This is a genomic window from Streptomyces luteosporeus (assembly GCF_039532865.1).
GTDB lineage: Bacteria > Actinomycetota > Actinomycetes > Streptomycetales > Streptomycetaceae > Streptomyces > Streptomyces luteosporeus.
This window is the reverse complement of sequence record NZ_BAAASL010000015.1, coordinates 1-13,305: the sequence shown is the minus strand read 5'-3', so window position 1 is coordinate 13,305 and position 13,305 is coordinate 1. Positions and strand designations below refer to the sequence as shown.

Genomic DNA, 13,305 nt, shown 5'->3' with positions numbered 1-13,305 from the left:
GGGAGGGACAACGTGGGGAAGAGGCAGATGCCCCTGCCGGTGGACGAGTACATCAAGACGTTGCCGTCGCTCACCGGCTGCGCGGGGGTGCTGTTCACCGACACCGCGGACCGGCCGTTGATGCTGCACTCGATCTACGAGGGGTACTCCTGGCAGCTGCCCGGCGGGATGGTCGATCACGGCGAGGACCTGCGCTCGGCCGCGCAGCGGGAGGCCCAGGAGGAGACGGGGCTTCAGGCACACGGCCCGATGAACCTGCTGCTGCTGGAGTTCTGGCACCCGATTCCCAACTGGCCGGGTGCGCGCGTCATGGCCGTCTTCGACGGCGGAGTGCTCTCCGCGCCCGACCTGGCGAACGTCGAGCTCGCCCCCGACGAGCACGACGCATTCGCCTGCCGGACCTGGGACGAGTGGATCGACCTGGCGACGCCCGCCCATCGGCGGATGCTTCCGGCCCTGCGCGAGGCGCGCCGTACCGGCGTGCCCGGATACCTCGTCTTCGACGCTCCCGCCGGCGCGTGAGCGTCACCGAACCAGGCTCCTGCCGCAGTCGGCAGCGGCAGAACCCGGACCACAACGAGGAGAGAGGGGACAAGGTGAGTGAGTGGTTGCCGCTCGAGGAGTACGTGGGGACGTTGCCGAAGGCCGCGATGTTCGCGGGGCTGTACTTCACCGACACGGAGAGGCGGCCGTTCCAGATGCTCTCGGCGCACCGCGCGGGCGTGTGGCAGTTCCCCGGTGGGGACACCGACCACGGCGAGACGCCGTTCGAGACGGCCGTGCGGGAATGCCGCGAGGAGACCGGGCGGGTCTTCACCGGCCGGCCTCGCCTGCTGGCCACGATCTACATGCCGGCCGGGCTGTGGCCGGTGCCGAAGACCGGCTTCATCTTCGACGGCGGAACCCTGAGCCCGAAGGACCTGCAGTCCATCCGGCTCGACCCGCACGAGCACGAGCGCTGGGAGGTGCGCGACCTGGACCAGTGGGCCGACGTTCTCAATCCCTCGGCGTGGGGGCGGCTCGCAGCGGTGGACCGGGCGCGCCGTACGGGCCAGGCTGTCTACCTCGAGATGGAGGAGGCGACCCAGTGACGGATCAAGAGACCCGTCAGCGCTTCGGTGCAGGAGCGTGGGGTGTCGTTCGGCAGGTCGACGGCCGGGTGCTCCTGCTGCTCCACCGGCGTGCGGGGGTGTGGACTCTGCCGGGCGGCCGGGTCGAGGCCGGCGAGACGCTGAAGGAGGCGGCGGTCCGCGAGCTGCGGGAGGAGACGGGGCTGCGCGGCACGGCCGGGCGGCTCCTGGTCGTCCGGCAGGCTCGGGCCGGGACCTGGTTCGGGCCGCTGCAGCGCCCGCGCGACTCCCACCACTTCGTGTTCGCCATGCACGTCCGGCGTGAGCAGTTCGATCACATCGAGCTGCAGGAGAGCGAGGTGCTGGACTACCGGTGGTGGGCGCCGGGCCAGGCCGTCGCCGAGATCGGCGATGGGCCCTCGTCGCTCCTGACCGCTGCCGTCGACGTGCTCAGCGGCCGGATCGAGGGCTGCGCCTACCTGGAGGACGACGAGCTGAAGTGACCCTCGGGGCCGGCGCGCCGCGCCGGCCCCGAGGAGTTGGCGGTCAGCCTGGTACCTGGTTGCCGGGCTCGTCCAGCCACGCGCGGTGCGTGCCGTCGGGAGTGATGGTCATGCCGAAGCGGCCGGGGTTCGGCCGGGAGCGCTGGTCGTACCAGGCCCAGGCGTCCTTGATCTCATCCCACAGCCGTCGGGGGCCGTGCTGCCAGACGATGAACTCGTTGTCCTGGTGGCCGTCGTAGTCGATGGCGGCCCACGAGGACGTGTCGGTGGTCGCGACCCACAGCCGTGTCTGCACGTCGTCCAGCTCGGGGTCGTGGTGCCAGGCGAACCACAGGTCCGGCAGGCGCAGCCCGATGGCGAACTGGGCGTCGTAGTCGTCGCCGGCGACGGTCCACGGGGAGAGCGTGGTCCGGGACTCGGCCGGCTGGTGCTCGTCGTGGACGACGTCACGGAAGAGCCGGATGTCTCGGCGCTGGGTGCGCATGAGCATGAAGGCCGAGTACGGCGAGAACCGGCCCTCGGCGGTGTGATCGTCTTGAACGGTGAGGTGGAGAAGCCCGTAGTCGCACCACGGGCTGTTCCACGGTACGAGGATCGTGCCGCCTGGCCTGGTCTGCTCCAGCCACGCCGAGGGGACGTTGCTCACCGCGCAGGTCGCCAGCACGTGGTCGTACGGGGCATGCGGTGGCCAGCCCCCCGCGCCGTCCGCGACTACGAGGTGCGGCTTCAACCCGGCGTGCGCGAGGGCATCGGCGGCGTGGGCGGCGACGTCGGTGTCGACCTCGATGCTGGTCACGTTCTGCCCGCCGATGGCGTGGGCCAGCAGGCCGCAGTTCCATCCGGTGCCCGTGCCGATCTCCAGGACCTTCTGGCCCGGACGCGGGTCGAGCATGGTGAGCATGCGGACCACGATGCTCGGATCGGATGCGGAAGACGACGGCAGCACGTCGTCGCCGCTCGCCACGGGCTTCCCGTCGTTGATTTGCGTGACGACCGCGTCGTTGCTGTACGCGAGGTCGAGCCACCGGCCCGGCTCGGAGTCGGCGCTGACCTGGACGTAGGTTCCGCCCTCGTCTTGCTGCCAGATCGTCCTGGGGAGGAACAGGTGCCGGGGCGCGGCCTTCAGCGCTGCCTCCCAGTGGGGAGCGATCGGGCCGTTCGTTGCGCGAATTGAGTCGAGCAGGCCATGGAGCGCGGCCTGCTCGGCGGAGTCCCGGTGCATCTACTTCTTGTCCGGCTTCTTGTGCTTCGGCGGGTCATCGGGCCGTGAGCCGTCCTTGGAGGGTTTCACGATGCCAGGGTCCTTGTTGCCCGAGTGCCGTCCGTCGCCGCCTGAGCCGCCCTTGCCTGTGCCCCACCCCATGGTGTGTCCCTTCTGCCAACGGTGACGCGCACGGTAGAGGCTCGGCCGGACCGCTGGAAGACGGCATGCAGCATTTCAGGACACGAGGTCAGGCGAGGTCGAGGGTGATGCCGGCTTCGGCGGCCAAGAGCAGCGCCACGTCGAGTGCGCCGTCACTGCGGACGGTCGCGCCCCGCAGGCCGGCCAGACCGTTGAGACCGCCGGGGAACCGGCAATCCTCGAAGACCACGTTCTTGCACGTGGCACCGGAGAACTGGGCATGGCCGAGCTCACACTGCTGGAACAGCACGTTGTCGAGCTTGGCGTTTCCGAAGTCGGCTTCGGTGAGGGGCACGCGGTCGAAGACGCACCGGGTGAGCTTGGCCTGCCGCCAGATGCTCATCTCCGCCCGGGACTGCTGCACGGTGACGTCGCGGAGGTGAGCGCCCGTGAGCCGTGCGCCGAGGAACCGGGTGAGCACGATCTCGGTGCGGCCGAGGGAGGCGTCCTCGAGGTGCGCGGCGGCGAGGTCGCAGTTGCGGAAGGTGGTGTCCGTGACGGCAAGGCCGGCCGTGGTAGCGCGGGCGAGCTTGATCTCGTGCAGCAGGCACTCGTCGAGGGTGAGGCCGTCGAGATCCGCGCCGGAGAGGTCGAAGCCGGAGAAGTCCAGACCGGTGAAACGGGCGTCCTGCACGGTCAGGTCGTGCTCGACGGTCGCGGGCGCGCTGTGGCGGCGCTTCGGCGCAGTGGGGACTGTGGGGCCAGTCGTGGTGGTGGGCACGACCGCGACCCCCGCGCCCGTCGAGCGGTGCAGACGGACAGCTGCCTGCGCCGATGTCGTGCTTCACGGGCCGCCATTGATCACGCAGAAAGGTTCCCGTTCGTCACAGCGACTGCGGTCACGAATACGGCCCAGGCCGAGCGCGAGACGACGATCGGCGTCCGGCTGGTGTCCTTGGAGTCCCGAATGTGCATCTCGTCGGCGGGGGGTGCATTGGCACTTGGAGGCACTGCCCGCCGTTCTGGCTGTGGCTGCTGCTACGCCACTGCATGGTGGCCCGATCAGGGAGGACGCGCACGGTGGACCCCTTCCTCGTGGGTGGACACGGCAGGCGTCCAGATTCCCCCCACGGCCTGGCGTCGGCCAGCCCCCGGGCGTTTGATGCACGCATCATCAAACCGGTCGGAGACGCGTTGCTCGTCTCCGACCGACAGCCGGCTTCAGCAGCCGCAGCAGATCACGCGGATAGATTCCCGTTGTTGGCTGCCAGGGCGGTCACGAACGAGGACCAGGCAGAGCGTGGGAAGACCAACGGCGTGCGGCCTGGGTCCTTGGAGTCCCGTACGGGCATCACGTCGGCAAACTGCTCGGCCACCTCAATGCAGCTCCCGTTCGTTTGGCTGTAGGTGCTCTTACGCCAGGTAGCTATCGACAGGTCAAGTCGGATGGTGCACACGGATAGTTCTCCTCAACTACCTTGCGGATGAGAGCCCTTGATGCCTCGGGATCGAGCGCATCGGCGTGAAGCCGATCATAGACACCAATGTGATCTCTGACGATCTGCTGATTGGTGATGAGCAGGCCGCGTACACCAGCTGTGCGATAGACGACCGGGTCGCGGCTCCCGAAGTACATGATCGTCATCTCGCCGATGCTCTCGATGTACCCTTCACCCTCAAACGGCCGGATACGTAGATCAATGTTCGCTTGTCGGGATAATTCGATCAGGTCGAGCAGCTGGCGCCGCATCACTCCCTGGTCACCTATGGTCGTGTGCAGCGCCGCTTCCTCCAGCACGACGGAGAACTCGGGTGGGTTCGGCTTACGGAAGTTCGCCATTCGCCGTTCCCGGTGACGGATCTTGTCTTCAAGGTCACCTCCGTAGTACGGGAGGTTCCGCTTGATGACCTCTCGCGTGTACTCCGCGTTTTGAAGCTGTGCCGGAATCAGGCCCGCCGTGTGCTGGAAGGCGACAGCCCTCGTTTCGAACGTGAACGCCTTCTGGACCCACTTGGCATCCGGGTTGTCGTCCAGCTCATCGCGCATCTTCCAAAGGCGGCCGCGCGCGTCGAGGGCATCATCAAGCCCTCGGGCCTGCTCGCGGGTGGCAACGTAGTCGCCGGTCTCGATCTTGGAGACGAGTGAGTTCGACATCAGGGCCTTGCGGCCGAGCTTGGCCTGGCTCCAGCCCTTGGCGAGTCGGAGCTCCCGGAGTAACGCCCCGAACTTCGCGACACGATCCCGAGCCGGGTCAAGTCGCTTTGGGGCTGGCATCGTTGCACCCCCCATTTGATAGTTGATCTGTCAAACCGCTGGTGGGGTCGATCGTAGGCCCACGGTGGGAAGCTCAAGGGTGGAACCGGAAACCTGGCTCCGGACGATGCGGCTCCGCGTTCGACACTCCCCTGCCGTGATGCCCTCCCAGCGGCGCGCCACACATGCGCCGGCCAGGTGTTTCTTGCCACCCTTCGAGGTGTCCGGTTCCGGCCGATGAACCAGGTACCTACCGGGCGAAGGAGGAGCGAGGATGACGACCGCTCCGGGTGCGACGGTGACCGACAGAGAAGCGATCCAGCGGCTCATCAGCACTGCTCACCGCATGTACGGCGGCCCCCTGCCCCCGTACGAGGACGTGCGGGCGACCCAGCACGACCTGCTCGAGGTCATAGGCAAGCTCCTGCCGGCCGTCGAGGCCCACGCCAGTCATCGTCAGGACGACGTGGCGGTCCGTACCTGCAAGACGGCGCGCCGGGACATGGCGGCCGGCCTCGGCCCCGGCCTGAAGTCGGCGGTCGCTGCGGTGAACCGCCTCGCGGCCGACACCGCCGAGCTCCTGCACTACCTGCCCGCGAGGCCCCGGACGTGAGGCTCCCCCGGTGCTTCTACGGCCGTCCCCGGTGGGTCGTCGAAGCCGTCCTCGGCGCTGCGCTGATCCTCGGGGCAGAGCTGGTGGTGCTCGGCCTCGTGTGGCCGGAAGCGATCCGTTCGATTCTGCAAGTTCTCCTGGAAGGCTTACATCTGCAATGAATGTTGACGTCATCCGGATCGCCACCCGCTCCTCCCCGATAGCCCTCGCTCAGGCCCGCCATGTCCAGCAGCTGATCCGGGACCTCAACCCCGAGGTGAAGACCGAGCTGCTGCCGCACACCACGACCGCCGACCAGTGGAAGGGCGACCTGCCTAAGCTCGGCAGGAAGGGCGGCTTTGTCGCCGGCATCTCCGCCTTGGTGGAGCGCGGCGAGCCCGACATCGCCGACCAGGCCGAGGTGAGTGAACCGGCGCCCCGTCCGCCGACGGCATTCGATTGGCAGAGCCCACGGCCTGCGGGACCACCCGCGCTGTGCAAGCGCCCCCACATGTCCCCCGACCGGCTCATCGCCTCGGGAGTCGCGCCCTCCAGGGAAGCAGTGCGTGACGCACGACTGGGGGTCAGGAAGCTCCTTGAACGGTGGGGCCTCGATGACGAGGCGGTCTTTCGAGCCGAGCTGATCACCGGCGAGCTGCTGGCCAACGCCCTGCAGCACGCGAAACCGCAGGGTGGAGCACAGATCGGTCTTCACCTTGCCTTCGGCGGCGGGGAGCTGCTGATCGAGGTCGACGACGGCGGGGGCCCCAGCGCGCCAGCCGTCCGACACGCGACCGACGACCGGTCGGAATGCGGGCGCGGCCTTGCGCTCGTCGAAGCCCTGGCGATATGGGGCTACCGGACCCTGCCGGATGGGCGGCGGTCCACCTGGGCGTACCTCCCGGCATCGTTCACGGGAGCACGCCGGTGACGTTACTCGCGGCGCCCGCGGCACGCGGCCGGCTCGCTCACCACCTGGTCAATCTCAGGCAGCCCGACCTGGTCGCCAGCGTCCAGCGGCGGTTGCAGAAGGACGGCTTAGTGGTCGTCGACGGGCTGACGACGCCAAGAGCGGTCGCATCGTTCGCAGACCGGTTCATGCGGCGCAGCAGGGTTGACGAGCCGCACGGCCTGCACGAGATCCGGCCCACCGGCCGGCACCATCTGCGGGCCGATTCGGTGGACCTCACCCGGGCTCCGATGCGCCTGCACACCGCCGGCGCCCGCCTGAAGCACCCGCCCAGGCTCCTGCTCGTCGTGTGTGCCCGCCCGGCCGACACCGGGGGCGACACCCTGCTGGTCGACGGCCAGGACCTGCTGTCCGAGCTCGCTCGTCGGCGCCCGGGTGATCTGGGTCCGCTGACGCGGCGGACGACGATGCGCACCGCGCCCCGCATCTATGCCCCGGTCTTCCGGCTCTCACCAGCCGGCCGCTGCGTGCTGCGCCTGCCTTCCGGTCGGGGGGTCAGCTGGAGCCCGGCCGCGCGAAGGCGCCTGCTGAACCTGGAGGTGGCCGTCGAACGCACCCGTCGACGGCTCTCCCTCGCGCCGGGGCAGGGCTACCTGCTGGACAACTGGCGGTGGGCGCACGGCCGACTCACTTTCGCTGGCGAGCGGCTGCTGTACCGCGCCGAGGGCGACCCGACGTTCCGGATGCCGGCCGGATTCCCGACCTGGGTGGAGGCGACGTGAACCACCACCTCGGGCAGGAGCGGCAGGCGTTCCAGGCCACGCTCGACAACCAGTCCGTCGTGGATACCGGGACGTTACGGCGGATCAGTCTCGCACTGCGCCGGGGCCCGGCCGAGCCGGCTTCGCTCACGCCGCTGGTCCTCAGCCCGCCTCCGGTGCCCCGCGCGGCGGCCTCGGTGACGGTGCGGCCTGGACGGCGGCGGCACGCCCGACCGAGGCGGCGCCATCGCGGCGAACCGGCGCCCCGCAGCCTTCGCACCACGCTTCTGGTCCTCGTGCTTGCCCCGGCGGCCTGCGCTGTTGGTGTCCTCGTGCCGCTTCTGCGCTGATCCCCGTCTTCGGCCCCACGCGTGGCCGGCTGCTGTCTCCGCCCGGAAGACCCAAGTCCCGCCCTCGGCGGGGCCCGAACCACCGGGCGGCCCTTTTCCCTTGCTCACGTTCCTCTTTCGGAGTACGCGATCGTGATCCCCACCTACCCGCCCAACCCCACCCCGCCCTCGCAACCACCACCCATGCCGAGCCCGCTGAGCCTGGCACCGGCCGACTTCTCCCAGCCCGCCGCGTCGCGCATCCACGACCGGTTGCTCGGCGGGAAGGAGAACTACCCGGCCGACCGCACCCTGGTGGCGCGCATCCTGCAGCTGAACCGGTTGGCCAGCTCCGCCGCGCACGCCCACCTGCGCCACCGCGAACAGGTAGTCGACTACCTCGCCGAGCGGGGCTTCCGGCAGTTCCTGGAGATCGGATGTGGCTACCCGCACCAGCCCTACGTCCACGAGATCGCCCAGGAGTACGGGCCGGTGCGCGTCGTGTACGTCGACCATGACGAGGTCGTCGTCGCGCACGCAGCTGCCCTCATGACGGCCAAGGCGCCCTCGCGCACCGCGCACGTCCATGCCGACTTCGCCGCCGGCAATCTCCTGGCCGACGCCCGGGTGCGCCGCGTCTTCGACCCGCGTGAGCCGATCGCGGTGCTGCTCCACCAGGTCCTACACCTGATCCCCGGCCCCCTCTTCCCCCTCATCGACAACCTCAAAAGGGCCCTGCCGGTGGGCAGCGCCCTGTCGATCACCCACCCCACCGGGGACTTCCACCCCCGTCACGTCCGGGCCGCTTGGGAATGCACCCAGGCCGGTGTACCGGTGCACCTGCGCAGCGGCGGCGAGGTCCGCAACCTAACGCGCGGCTGGGAGCTGGTCGAGGGCGGCATGGTGCCGACAACGTGCTGGCCCGGCCGCAGCCCCACCAAGCAGGACCGGCTCGCCTCGGCCGCGCACGCCATCGTCGCGATCAAGACCAGCGAGGACGCCGCATGATGTCGGTGAGCGTGGTCGTGGCCGTTCGCAGGAACGCCTGGGGACTACGGCCGCTGATGCGCGCCCTGGCCGTACAGGACTACCCCGGGGATCTCCAGGTGGTCGTCGTCGACAACCACGACACCCCGACCTTGACGCGCGCGATGTTCCCCTGGCCGGTCCCAGTGCACCTGGTGCCCGAGCGCCAGGTGGGCCTGTCCTACGCACGCAACACCGGCATCCATCACGCCATTGGCGACTTCGTTCTGATCACCGACCCCGGCTTCACCCCCGATCCGAGCTGGGTGCGAACGATGGTCGCCACCCTGCAAAACGGCGGCGCACCTCTGGTCAGCGGCCGGGTGGTGCTGGCCACGGAGTCCGGCGCCGAGCTTCCGCCCGCGTTGACGGCGCTGCTGGCGCCGGCGTCCTGGCCGCAGGTGGTGACCGAGGCGGCCTCCCCGTGGGAGGTAGCCGACGCCTGCCTAGGCATGCCCCGTCCCGAAGAGGACGAGCCGGCGGTCTTCGACGTGCATCGCACCGGGCTCGACCCCCGCCACCTTCGCGGCGGCGCGGTGGAACTCGCGGCCCGGCTCCGCGCGGCCGGCGAACTCGTCCACGTCACCCCCGAGCCGGTCGTCACCCGGGAACTGCTCCCCGGTGACCTGACGGTGGGGGTCATCTGGGCGCGGGCATGGTGGCGCACAACCACCGCGGCTCGCTGGCCGCACGTTCCCGTGCCGGAGCCGCTCGTGCTGCCGCCCGGCTGGTGGCGCACGCGCGGCGGCCGGCTGGCGCTCGTGGCCGTCACCGCCGAGCGATGCGCCCGGTGGGCCGGGCGCCTGCGCCCCGGCAGCCGCCATCCCCGCGCTGCAGCACCCTCCGGCCGGCACCCGGCGGCCGTTCCCGGCCCGAGCGAGAAGAGGCCCTGATGTCCAAAAACCTCGCGGAGCGCACCGCCCACCAGTACCTGCTGGGGAAGCTGCAAGCCCGCACCGCCACCCACGCCATCTGGCGCGCCTGGCAGGTCGGCATCCGCGACCGCCTCATCCCGGGAAGCACCGTGCCGGGTGCCCCGGACATCGTCGCCAGGAGGATGCCGTGGGACTGAGGGGCGGATTCATCAATCCCTACACGGCCCACGAAGAGGCACGGGCGGCCGCTCGGTTCCACGGCCGGCCGGTGATGTCGATACCCGGGGTGGTCCGCGTGCGGTGCGGGGTGCACTGGGACGCCATCCGAGTCGGGCCCGCGCTCGGACAGCGGGCGCGGGAAGCACTCGGGCCCGAGGTCGGCCCGGTTTTGGCGACCACGTACGCCGCCCACTGGACGTTCATCATCGACCGCGGCTCTGCCGACGAGTGGGACCTGCTGGGGCGGGACGTCCGGTTGCTGCGGCGGGGTACCGTCATCGAGCTCCCGCTGACCATCGGGTGCACGCGCACGCGCGACGTGCGATGGGTCGTCCCTCCCCGACTCGGCGACTGGACCGACCCCGATCAGCTCTGCAAGGTGCTCGGCGGACGGCGTCCCCTTCCTCCCGCGCGAAAGCCGCCCGCGAGGAAGAAGTCGTCGAAGGTGATCACCAAGCGGGCGGCCGGAACGCCCTCCTCGTGAGGGGGTTCACCCGGCTGTCCGCAAAGCACCCGCCGCTTCTGCCCGGCGACCATTGGTCAAGGGTGGCGGCCGGTTGTTTCCGTCAGCAACGCAAGGCCCGGATCGGGTGAGCGGTCACGCCCGGGTGAATCGCACACCGCCCTGTGGCCTGCCCACCCAGCGATCACGGGCCGGTTGACGGTCGCTCGAATTCCTGCGCGACGAAACGCCCTCTGGGGCCGTGACCGCACCCGTCCGGGGGCCGTTTTTCCGATCACTCGTCCGACCCGCTCGTCAACGAGGAGGCGTAGTGCATCACCACGAAAACCGATCCGCAAATGCCACGGGGGTGTGGTTGCGATTCGAACACAGCCAGACAGGGCTCTGCCGTCCCGTTCCGACAATCCCGGGGAGGTGTGCGTGAAGCAGCCGCCGCGCTACCGGCTCGTCGTCGACGTGATGGTGTTGATGGTCCGCGACGACGGCCGGGTCCTGCTGCTCCGGCGGGCCGGGCAGGTCTACGCCTCCGGGCTGCTGTGCCCGCCCGGCGGGCACCTGGAGGAGCACGAGCCCGTCACCGCCGGGGCCCGCCGTGAGGTCACCGAAGAAGTGGGCGTCACGATCGCGCCGGCCGACCTGGAGTTCTGCCACGCCATCCACCACCGCAGCCCCGAAGGCGAAGGCCGCATGGGGATCGTGTTCACCACCCAGCACTGGACCGGACAACCCTCCATCCGCGAGCCCGACAAGTGCTCCGCGCTGGTGTGGGCCGATCCCGCGCGGCCGCCGGCGGACTGCGTGCCCTACACCGCCGCCGTGCTGAAGCAGTTCTGCACCGGTGCGCTGCTGTCCGAACACGGCTGGCCGACGGAAGGGGCAGCGGCGTGAAGAGCAAGCGAACCAAGACAGCGGACATGGGCACCACCGACCCCTTACGCGGAGCACGCAGCAAGCGCCTCGCCGACCTCGCACGCAAGGCCAAGCGCGCCGGTTCCGAGCTGGGCAGGACCCGCCGGAACTTCGTGCTGCTGCGCTGCGGCATCTGTCACGCGCGCACCACGTTCTCGCGCAGCGTCACCGACGCCGACAGCCGACCGGCGGGGCTACCCGGCGTTGCCGCTGTGGCTGCGCCAGCACGGCTTGGAGCGCGAGCGCGGCTGTTCCCTTGCCACGGCGGGTGTCGCGTCGTGGCGGACCTCGAAGCAATCGGATGTGGCCGCGTGCCGGCTGCGGCGCTCGCGGCCGCGGCCGTCGGCGCGGCCCCTGAGCGGCCTACGCCACGTCGCAGCGAGCGCGCAGCCAGCGGGCGGCGCCATTCCCGTGGGGAGGAGATTCAGTGCCATTTGTGCCGAATGTTGTTGGTGCGCATCTGGTGTTCGAGGACAAGGGCAGGGTCCTGTTGGGACTGCGGCCGCCGGATGCGCTGTTCGCGGCGAATGTCTGGCATGTTCCGGCGGGGCATGTGGAGCGGGAAAGCGCGCGGGCCTGTGCGGTGCGGGAAGCCGGCGAGGAGCTGGGCGTCACCGTTATGGAGCCCGACCTCGAGCTCGTTCACACCGTGCACCTGCTCGACGGCGACGACCCCGAGGGCGTGCCGCGGTTGCAGCTGTTCTTCCGCGTCCACCGGTGGCGCGGCGAGCCACGGTTGATGGAGCCGGACCGGTGCGTTCAGTGGCGGTGGTGGCCGTTGCACGCGCTGCCCGATCCCACGGTGGAGTACACGGTCGCGGCGCTGGAGGGCATAGCGAACGGCTGGCCGTACACGGACGTGGGCTGGCGCCCCCGCCCCGGCGAAGCCCACGGCAAGCCGGGCCTGGGCAGGTGAGGCCATGGCGCTGACCGGCACTTGAGTCGACCACCCACGCGGAGCATTGCTGGAGGTTGCTGTGTCCTGCTCTTCCCCGTCCCCCCTTTCCCCCGCCGAGGCCGTAACCCAGGAGGCCGAGGCTGCGCAGGCGCGGCAGGCCATGGTGCGCCGCCTGGAGGAACAGGGGGTCTTATCCGACCCGCTGCTGCGGGAGGCGCTGCTGGCGGTGCCGCGTGAGGTGCTGCTGCCACGCGCCTACGTCCGGCGGGACGCCGGGTATCCCGAGCCGGTGGTGCTGGAGCTGCTGGACGGCGTGCACCCCGAGGACCGGAAGGAGTGGCTGGAGCTCATCTACAGCGGTGCCTCAGTGCTGGCACAGCGCAACGGCGAGGCGCTCGAGGGGCAGGTGCGCGGCCGGGTGAAGGGCGGCCGCATCACGTCGCAGACGAGCGTGGTGTCGATGACGGTCCAGATGCTGCAGGACCTGCGGCTCTGTCCCGGCCTGTCCTACCTGGAGTTGGGGGCGGGGCCGGGGTACTCGACGGCCCTGGCCGCCCGCGTCCTCGGGGCCGGGCGGGTCACAGCCGTTGAGCGCGACGCCGAGATGGCCTTCGCGGCCGCGCGCCGGCTCGCTGCGCTCGGCCTGGAGGCGGACGTCGTGGCCGGCGACGGGCTCGACGGCCACCCGGAGCGGGCCCCGTACGAGCGGATCGCCTTCACCTTCTCGGTGCCGTACCTGCCGGTGAAGGTGGTGGAGCAGCTGGCCGAGGACGGGCTGTTGCTCGCGCATCTGACGGCCGACTCCCCCAGCTGGCCCGGCCTGGTGACCGTGCGGAAAGCGGGCGGCCGTCTGGAGGCGTCGGTGTGCGGCTCGCGGCTGGGGCATGTTCCGATGCACGGCTACAGCTGGGTGTCGCTGCACCGGCACAAGGACCGCGTCGGCGCCGAGCCCGGCCGTCACCGGGCAGGGTCTCTGGCCCCGCCGCCGGAGGGGGCGCGCGGGTTCTGGCTGGCGCTGGCTCATCTGTTCTTTCCGCGGTTCAGATCTGTCTCATGAAGCCCGTGCTTCAGTCTCGTTGATCCGTTGAGTGCGGGACGGGCGAGCCAACGAGGGGGTGCCCTCGAAGGCTCAGGAAGGGACGGATGTGGAGCTG

The 13,305-nt window shown here is 70.2% G+C and carries 19 protein-coding genes; 14 read left to right on the top strand and 5 right to left on the bottom strand.

The window, feature by feature from the left end:
• The first annotated feature begins 12 nt into the window (after positions 1–12).
• The 3 genes from ABD361_RS20065 to ABD361_RS20055 all read left to right on the top strand — a co-directional run bounded on the left by ABD361_RS20065 (position 13) and on the right by ABD361_RS20055 (position 1,573).
• Positions 13–522 (top strand): NUDIX domain-containing protein, encoded by a 510-nt coding sequence (locus ABD361_RS20065; protein ID WP_344436759.1) that lies wholly within the window; start codon positions 13–15, stop codon positions 520–522.
• 74 nt (positions 523–596) lie between these two features.
• A complete protein-coding gene (locus ABD361_RS20060; protein WP_344436758.1) occupies positions 597–1,091 on the top strand; it encodes an NUDIX domain-containing protein in 495 nt (164 codons plus the stop codon).
• Positions 1,088–1,573 carry an NUDIX domain-containing protein gene (locus tag ABD361_RS20055; protein ID WP_344436757.1) on the top strand — a complete coding sequence of 162 codons (486 nt, stop codon included), beginning with the start codon at positions 1,088–1,090 and terminating at the stop codon, positions 1,571–1,573. Before ABD361_RS20060 ends, ABD361_RS20055 begins: the two co-directional genes overlap by 4 nt.
• A gap of 43 nt (positions 1,574–1,616) precedes the next feature.
• Here the strand turns inward: ABD361_RS20055 and ABD361_RS20050 are convergent, their stop codons facing one another.
• The 5 genes from ABD361_RS20050 to ABD361_RS20030 all read right to left on the bottom strand — a co-directional run bounded on the left by ABD361_RS20050 (position 1,617) and on the right by ABD361_RS20030 (position 5,190).
• The gene (locus tag ABD361_RS20050) at positions 1,617–2,795 is read right to left on the bottom strand and encodes a methyltransferase domain-containing protein (RefSeq protein ID WP_344436756.1); all 1,179 of its coding nucleotides are present in this window, start codon (positions 2,793–2,795) and stop codon (positions 1,617–1,619) included.
• A gap of 229 nt (positions 2,796–3,024) precedes the next feature.
• Positions 3,025–3,696 carry a pentapeptide repeat-containing protein gene (locus ABD361_RS20045; RefSeq protein WP_344436754.1) on the bottom strand — a complete coding sequence of 224 codons (672 nt, stop codon included), beginning with the start codon at positions 3,694–3,696 and terminating at the stop codon, positions 3,025–3,027.
• Positions 3,697–3,776: 80 nt separating this feature from the next.
• A complete protein-coding gene (locus tag ABD361_RS20040; protein WP_425583269.1) occupies positions 3,777–3,926 on the bottom strand; it encodes a DUF397 domain-containing protein in 150 nt (49 codons plus the stop codon).
• A 227-nt stretch (positions 3,927–4,153) separates the two neighbouring features.
• Positions 4,154–4,372: a DUF397 domain-containing protein gene (locus ABD361_RS20035; RefSeq protein ID WP_344436752.1), complete on the bottom strand. Its 219-nt coding sequence runs from the start codon at positions 4,370–4,372 to the stop codon at positions 4,154–4,156.
• Positions 4,342–5,190 (bottom strand): helix-turn-helix domain-containing protein, encoded by an 849-nt coding sequence (locus ABD361_RS20030; RefSeq protein ID WP_344436751.1) that lies wholly within the window; start codon positions 5,188–5,190, stop codon positions 4,342–4,344. Before ABD361_RS20030 ends, ABD361_RS20035 begins: the two co-directional genes overlap by 31 nt.
• A 253-nt stretch (positions 5,191–5,443) precedes the next feature.
• On the opposite strand from ABD361_RS20030, the gene ABD361_RS20025 reads away from it, so the two are divergent.
• From ABD361_RS20025 to ABD361_RS19975, 11 genes are all read left to right on the top strand, one after another.
• Positions 5,444–5,782 (top strand): DUF6415 family natural product biosynthesis protein, encoded by a 339-nt coding sequence (locus ABD361_RS20025; protein WP_344436750.1) that lies wholly within the window; start codon positions 5,444–5,446, stop codon positions 5,780–5,782.
• A gap of 157 nt (positions 5,783–5,939) precedes the next feature.
• Positions 5,940–6,692, top strand: coding sequence for an ATP-binding protein (locus ABD361_RS20020; protein ID WP_344436749.1), 753 nt, complete (start codon positions 5,940–5,942; stop codon positions 6,690–6,692).
• Positions 6,689–7,453 carry a TauD/TfdA family dioxygenase gene (locus ABD361_RS20015; protein WP_344436748.1) on the top strand — a complete coding sequence of 255 codons (765 nt, stop codon included), beginning with the start codon at positions 6,689–6,691 and terminating at the stop codon, positions 7,451–7,453. The genes ABD361_RS20020 and ABD361_RS20015 overlap by 4 nt, the downstream gene beginning before the upstream one ends.
• Positions 7,450–7,782, top strand: coding sequence for a hypothetical protein (locus ABD361_RS20010; protein ID WP_344436747.1), 333 nt, complete (start codon positions 7,450–7,452; stop codon positions 7,780–7,782). The genes ABD361_RS20015 and ABD361_RS20010 overlap by 4 nt, the downstream gene beginning before the upstream one ends.
• A gap of 183 nt (positions 7,783–7,965) precedes the next feature.
• A complete protein-coding gene (locus ABD361_RS20005) occupies positions 7,966–8,769 on the top strand; it encodes an SAM-dependent methyltransferase (RefSeq protein ID WP_344436746.1) in 804 nt (267 codons plus the stop codon).
• Entirely contained in the window at positions 8,766–9,680 is a 915-nt protein-coding gene (locus ABD361_RS20000; protein ID WP_344436745.1) for a glycosyltransferase family 2 protein, read from the top strand. The genes ABD361_RS20005 and ABD361_RS20000 overlap by 4 nt, the downstream gene beginning before the upstream one ends.
• Positions 9,680–9,859 carry a hypothetical protein gene (locus ABD361_RS19995; RefSeq protein WP_344436744.1) on the top strand — a complete coding sequence of 60 codons (180 nt, stop codon included), beginning with the start codon at positions 9,680–9,682 and terminating at the stop codon, positions 9,857–9,859. The genes ABD361_RS20000 and ABD361_RS19995 overlap by 1 nt, the downstream gene beginning before the upstream one ends.
• Positions 9,850–10,365, top strand: a complete 516-nt coding sequence (locus ABD361_RS19990; RefSeq protein WP_344436743.1) for a hypothetical protein — start codon at positions 9,850–9,852, stop codon at positions 10,363–10,365. Before ABD361_RS19995 ends, ABD361_RS19990 begins: the two co-directional genes overlap by 10 nt.
• 399 nt (positions 10,366–10,764) lie before the next feature.
• Positions 10,765–11,232 carry an NUDIX hydrolase gene (locus tag ABD361_RS19985; protein ID WP_344436742.1) on the top strand — a complete coding sequence of 156 codons (468 nt, stop codon included), beginning with the start codon at positions 10,765–10,767 and terminating at the stop codon, positions 11,230–11,232.
• 448 nt (positions 11,233–11,680) lie between these two features.
• Positions 11,681–12,169 (top strand): NUDIX hydrolase, encoded by a 489-nt coding sequence (locus tag ABD361_RS19980; protein ID WP_344436741.1) that lies wholly within the window; start codon positions 11,681–11,683, stop codon positions 12,167–12,169.
• A 61-nt stretch (positions 12,170–12,230) separates the two neighbouring features.
• On the top strand, positions 12,231–13,208 hold the full coding sequence (locus tag ABD361_RS19975; RefSeq protein ID WP_344436740.1) for a protein-L-isoaspartate O-methyltransferase family protein: 978 nt from the start codon (positions 12,231–12,233) through the stop codon (positions 13,206–13,208).
• The last annotated feature ends 97 nt before the right edge of the window (positions 13,209–13,305 follow it).

Coding starts and splice junctions, on each gene's coding strand:
- ABD361_RS19995 (WP_344436744.1), top strand. CDS start 9,680: ATGTCCAAAAACCTCGCGGAGCGCACCGCCCACCAGTACCTGCTGGGG.
- ABD361_RS20050 (WP_344436756.1), bottom strand. CDS start 2,795: ATGCACCGGGACTCCGCCGAGCAGGCCGCGCTCCATGGCCTGCTCGAC.
- ABD361_RS20005 (WP_344436746.1), top strand. CDS start 7,966: ATGCCGAGCCCGCTGAGCCTGGCACCGGCCGACTTCTCCCAGCCCGCC.
- ABD361_RS20000 (WP_344436745.1), top strand. CDS start 8,766: ATGATGTCGGTGAGCGTGGTCGTGGCCGTTCGCAGGAACGCCTGGGGA.
- ABD361_RS20025 (WP_344436750.1), top strand. CDS start 5,444: ATGACGACCGCTCCGGGTGCGACGGTGACCGACAGAGAAGCGATCCAG.
- ABD361_RS20030 (WP_344436751.1), bottom strand. CDS start 5,190: ATGCCAGCCCCAAAGCGACTTGACCCGGCTCGGGATCGTGTCGCGAAG.
- ABD361_RS20020 (WP_344436749.1), top strand. CDS start 5,940: ATGAATGTTGACGTCATCCGGATCGCCACCCGCTCCTCCCCGATAGCC.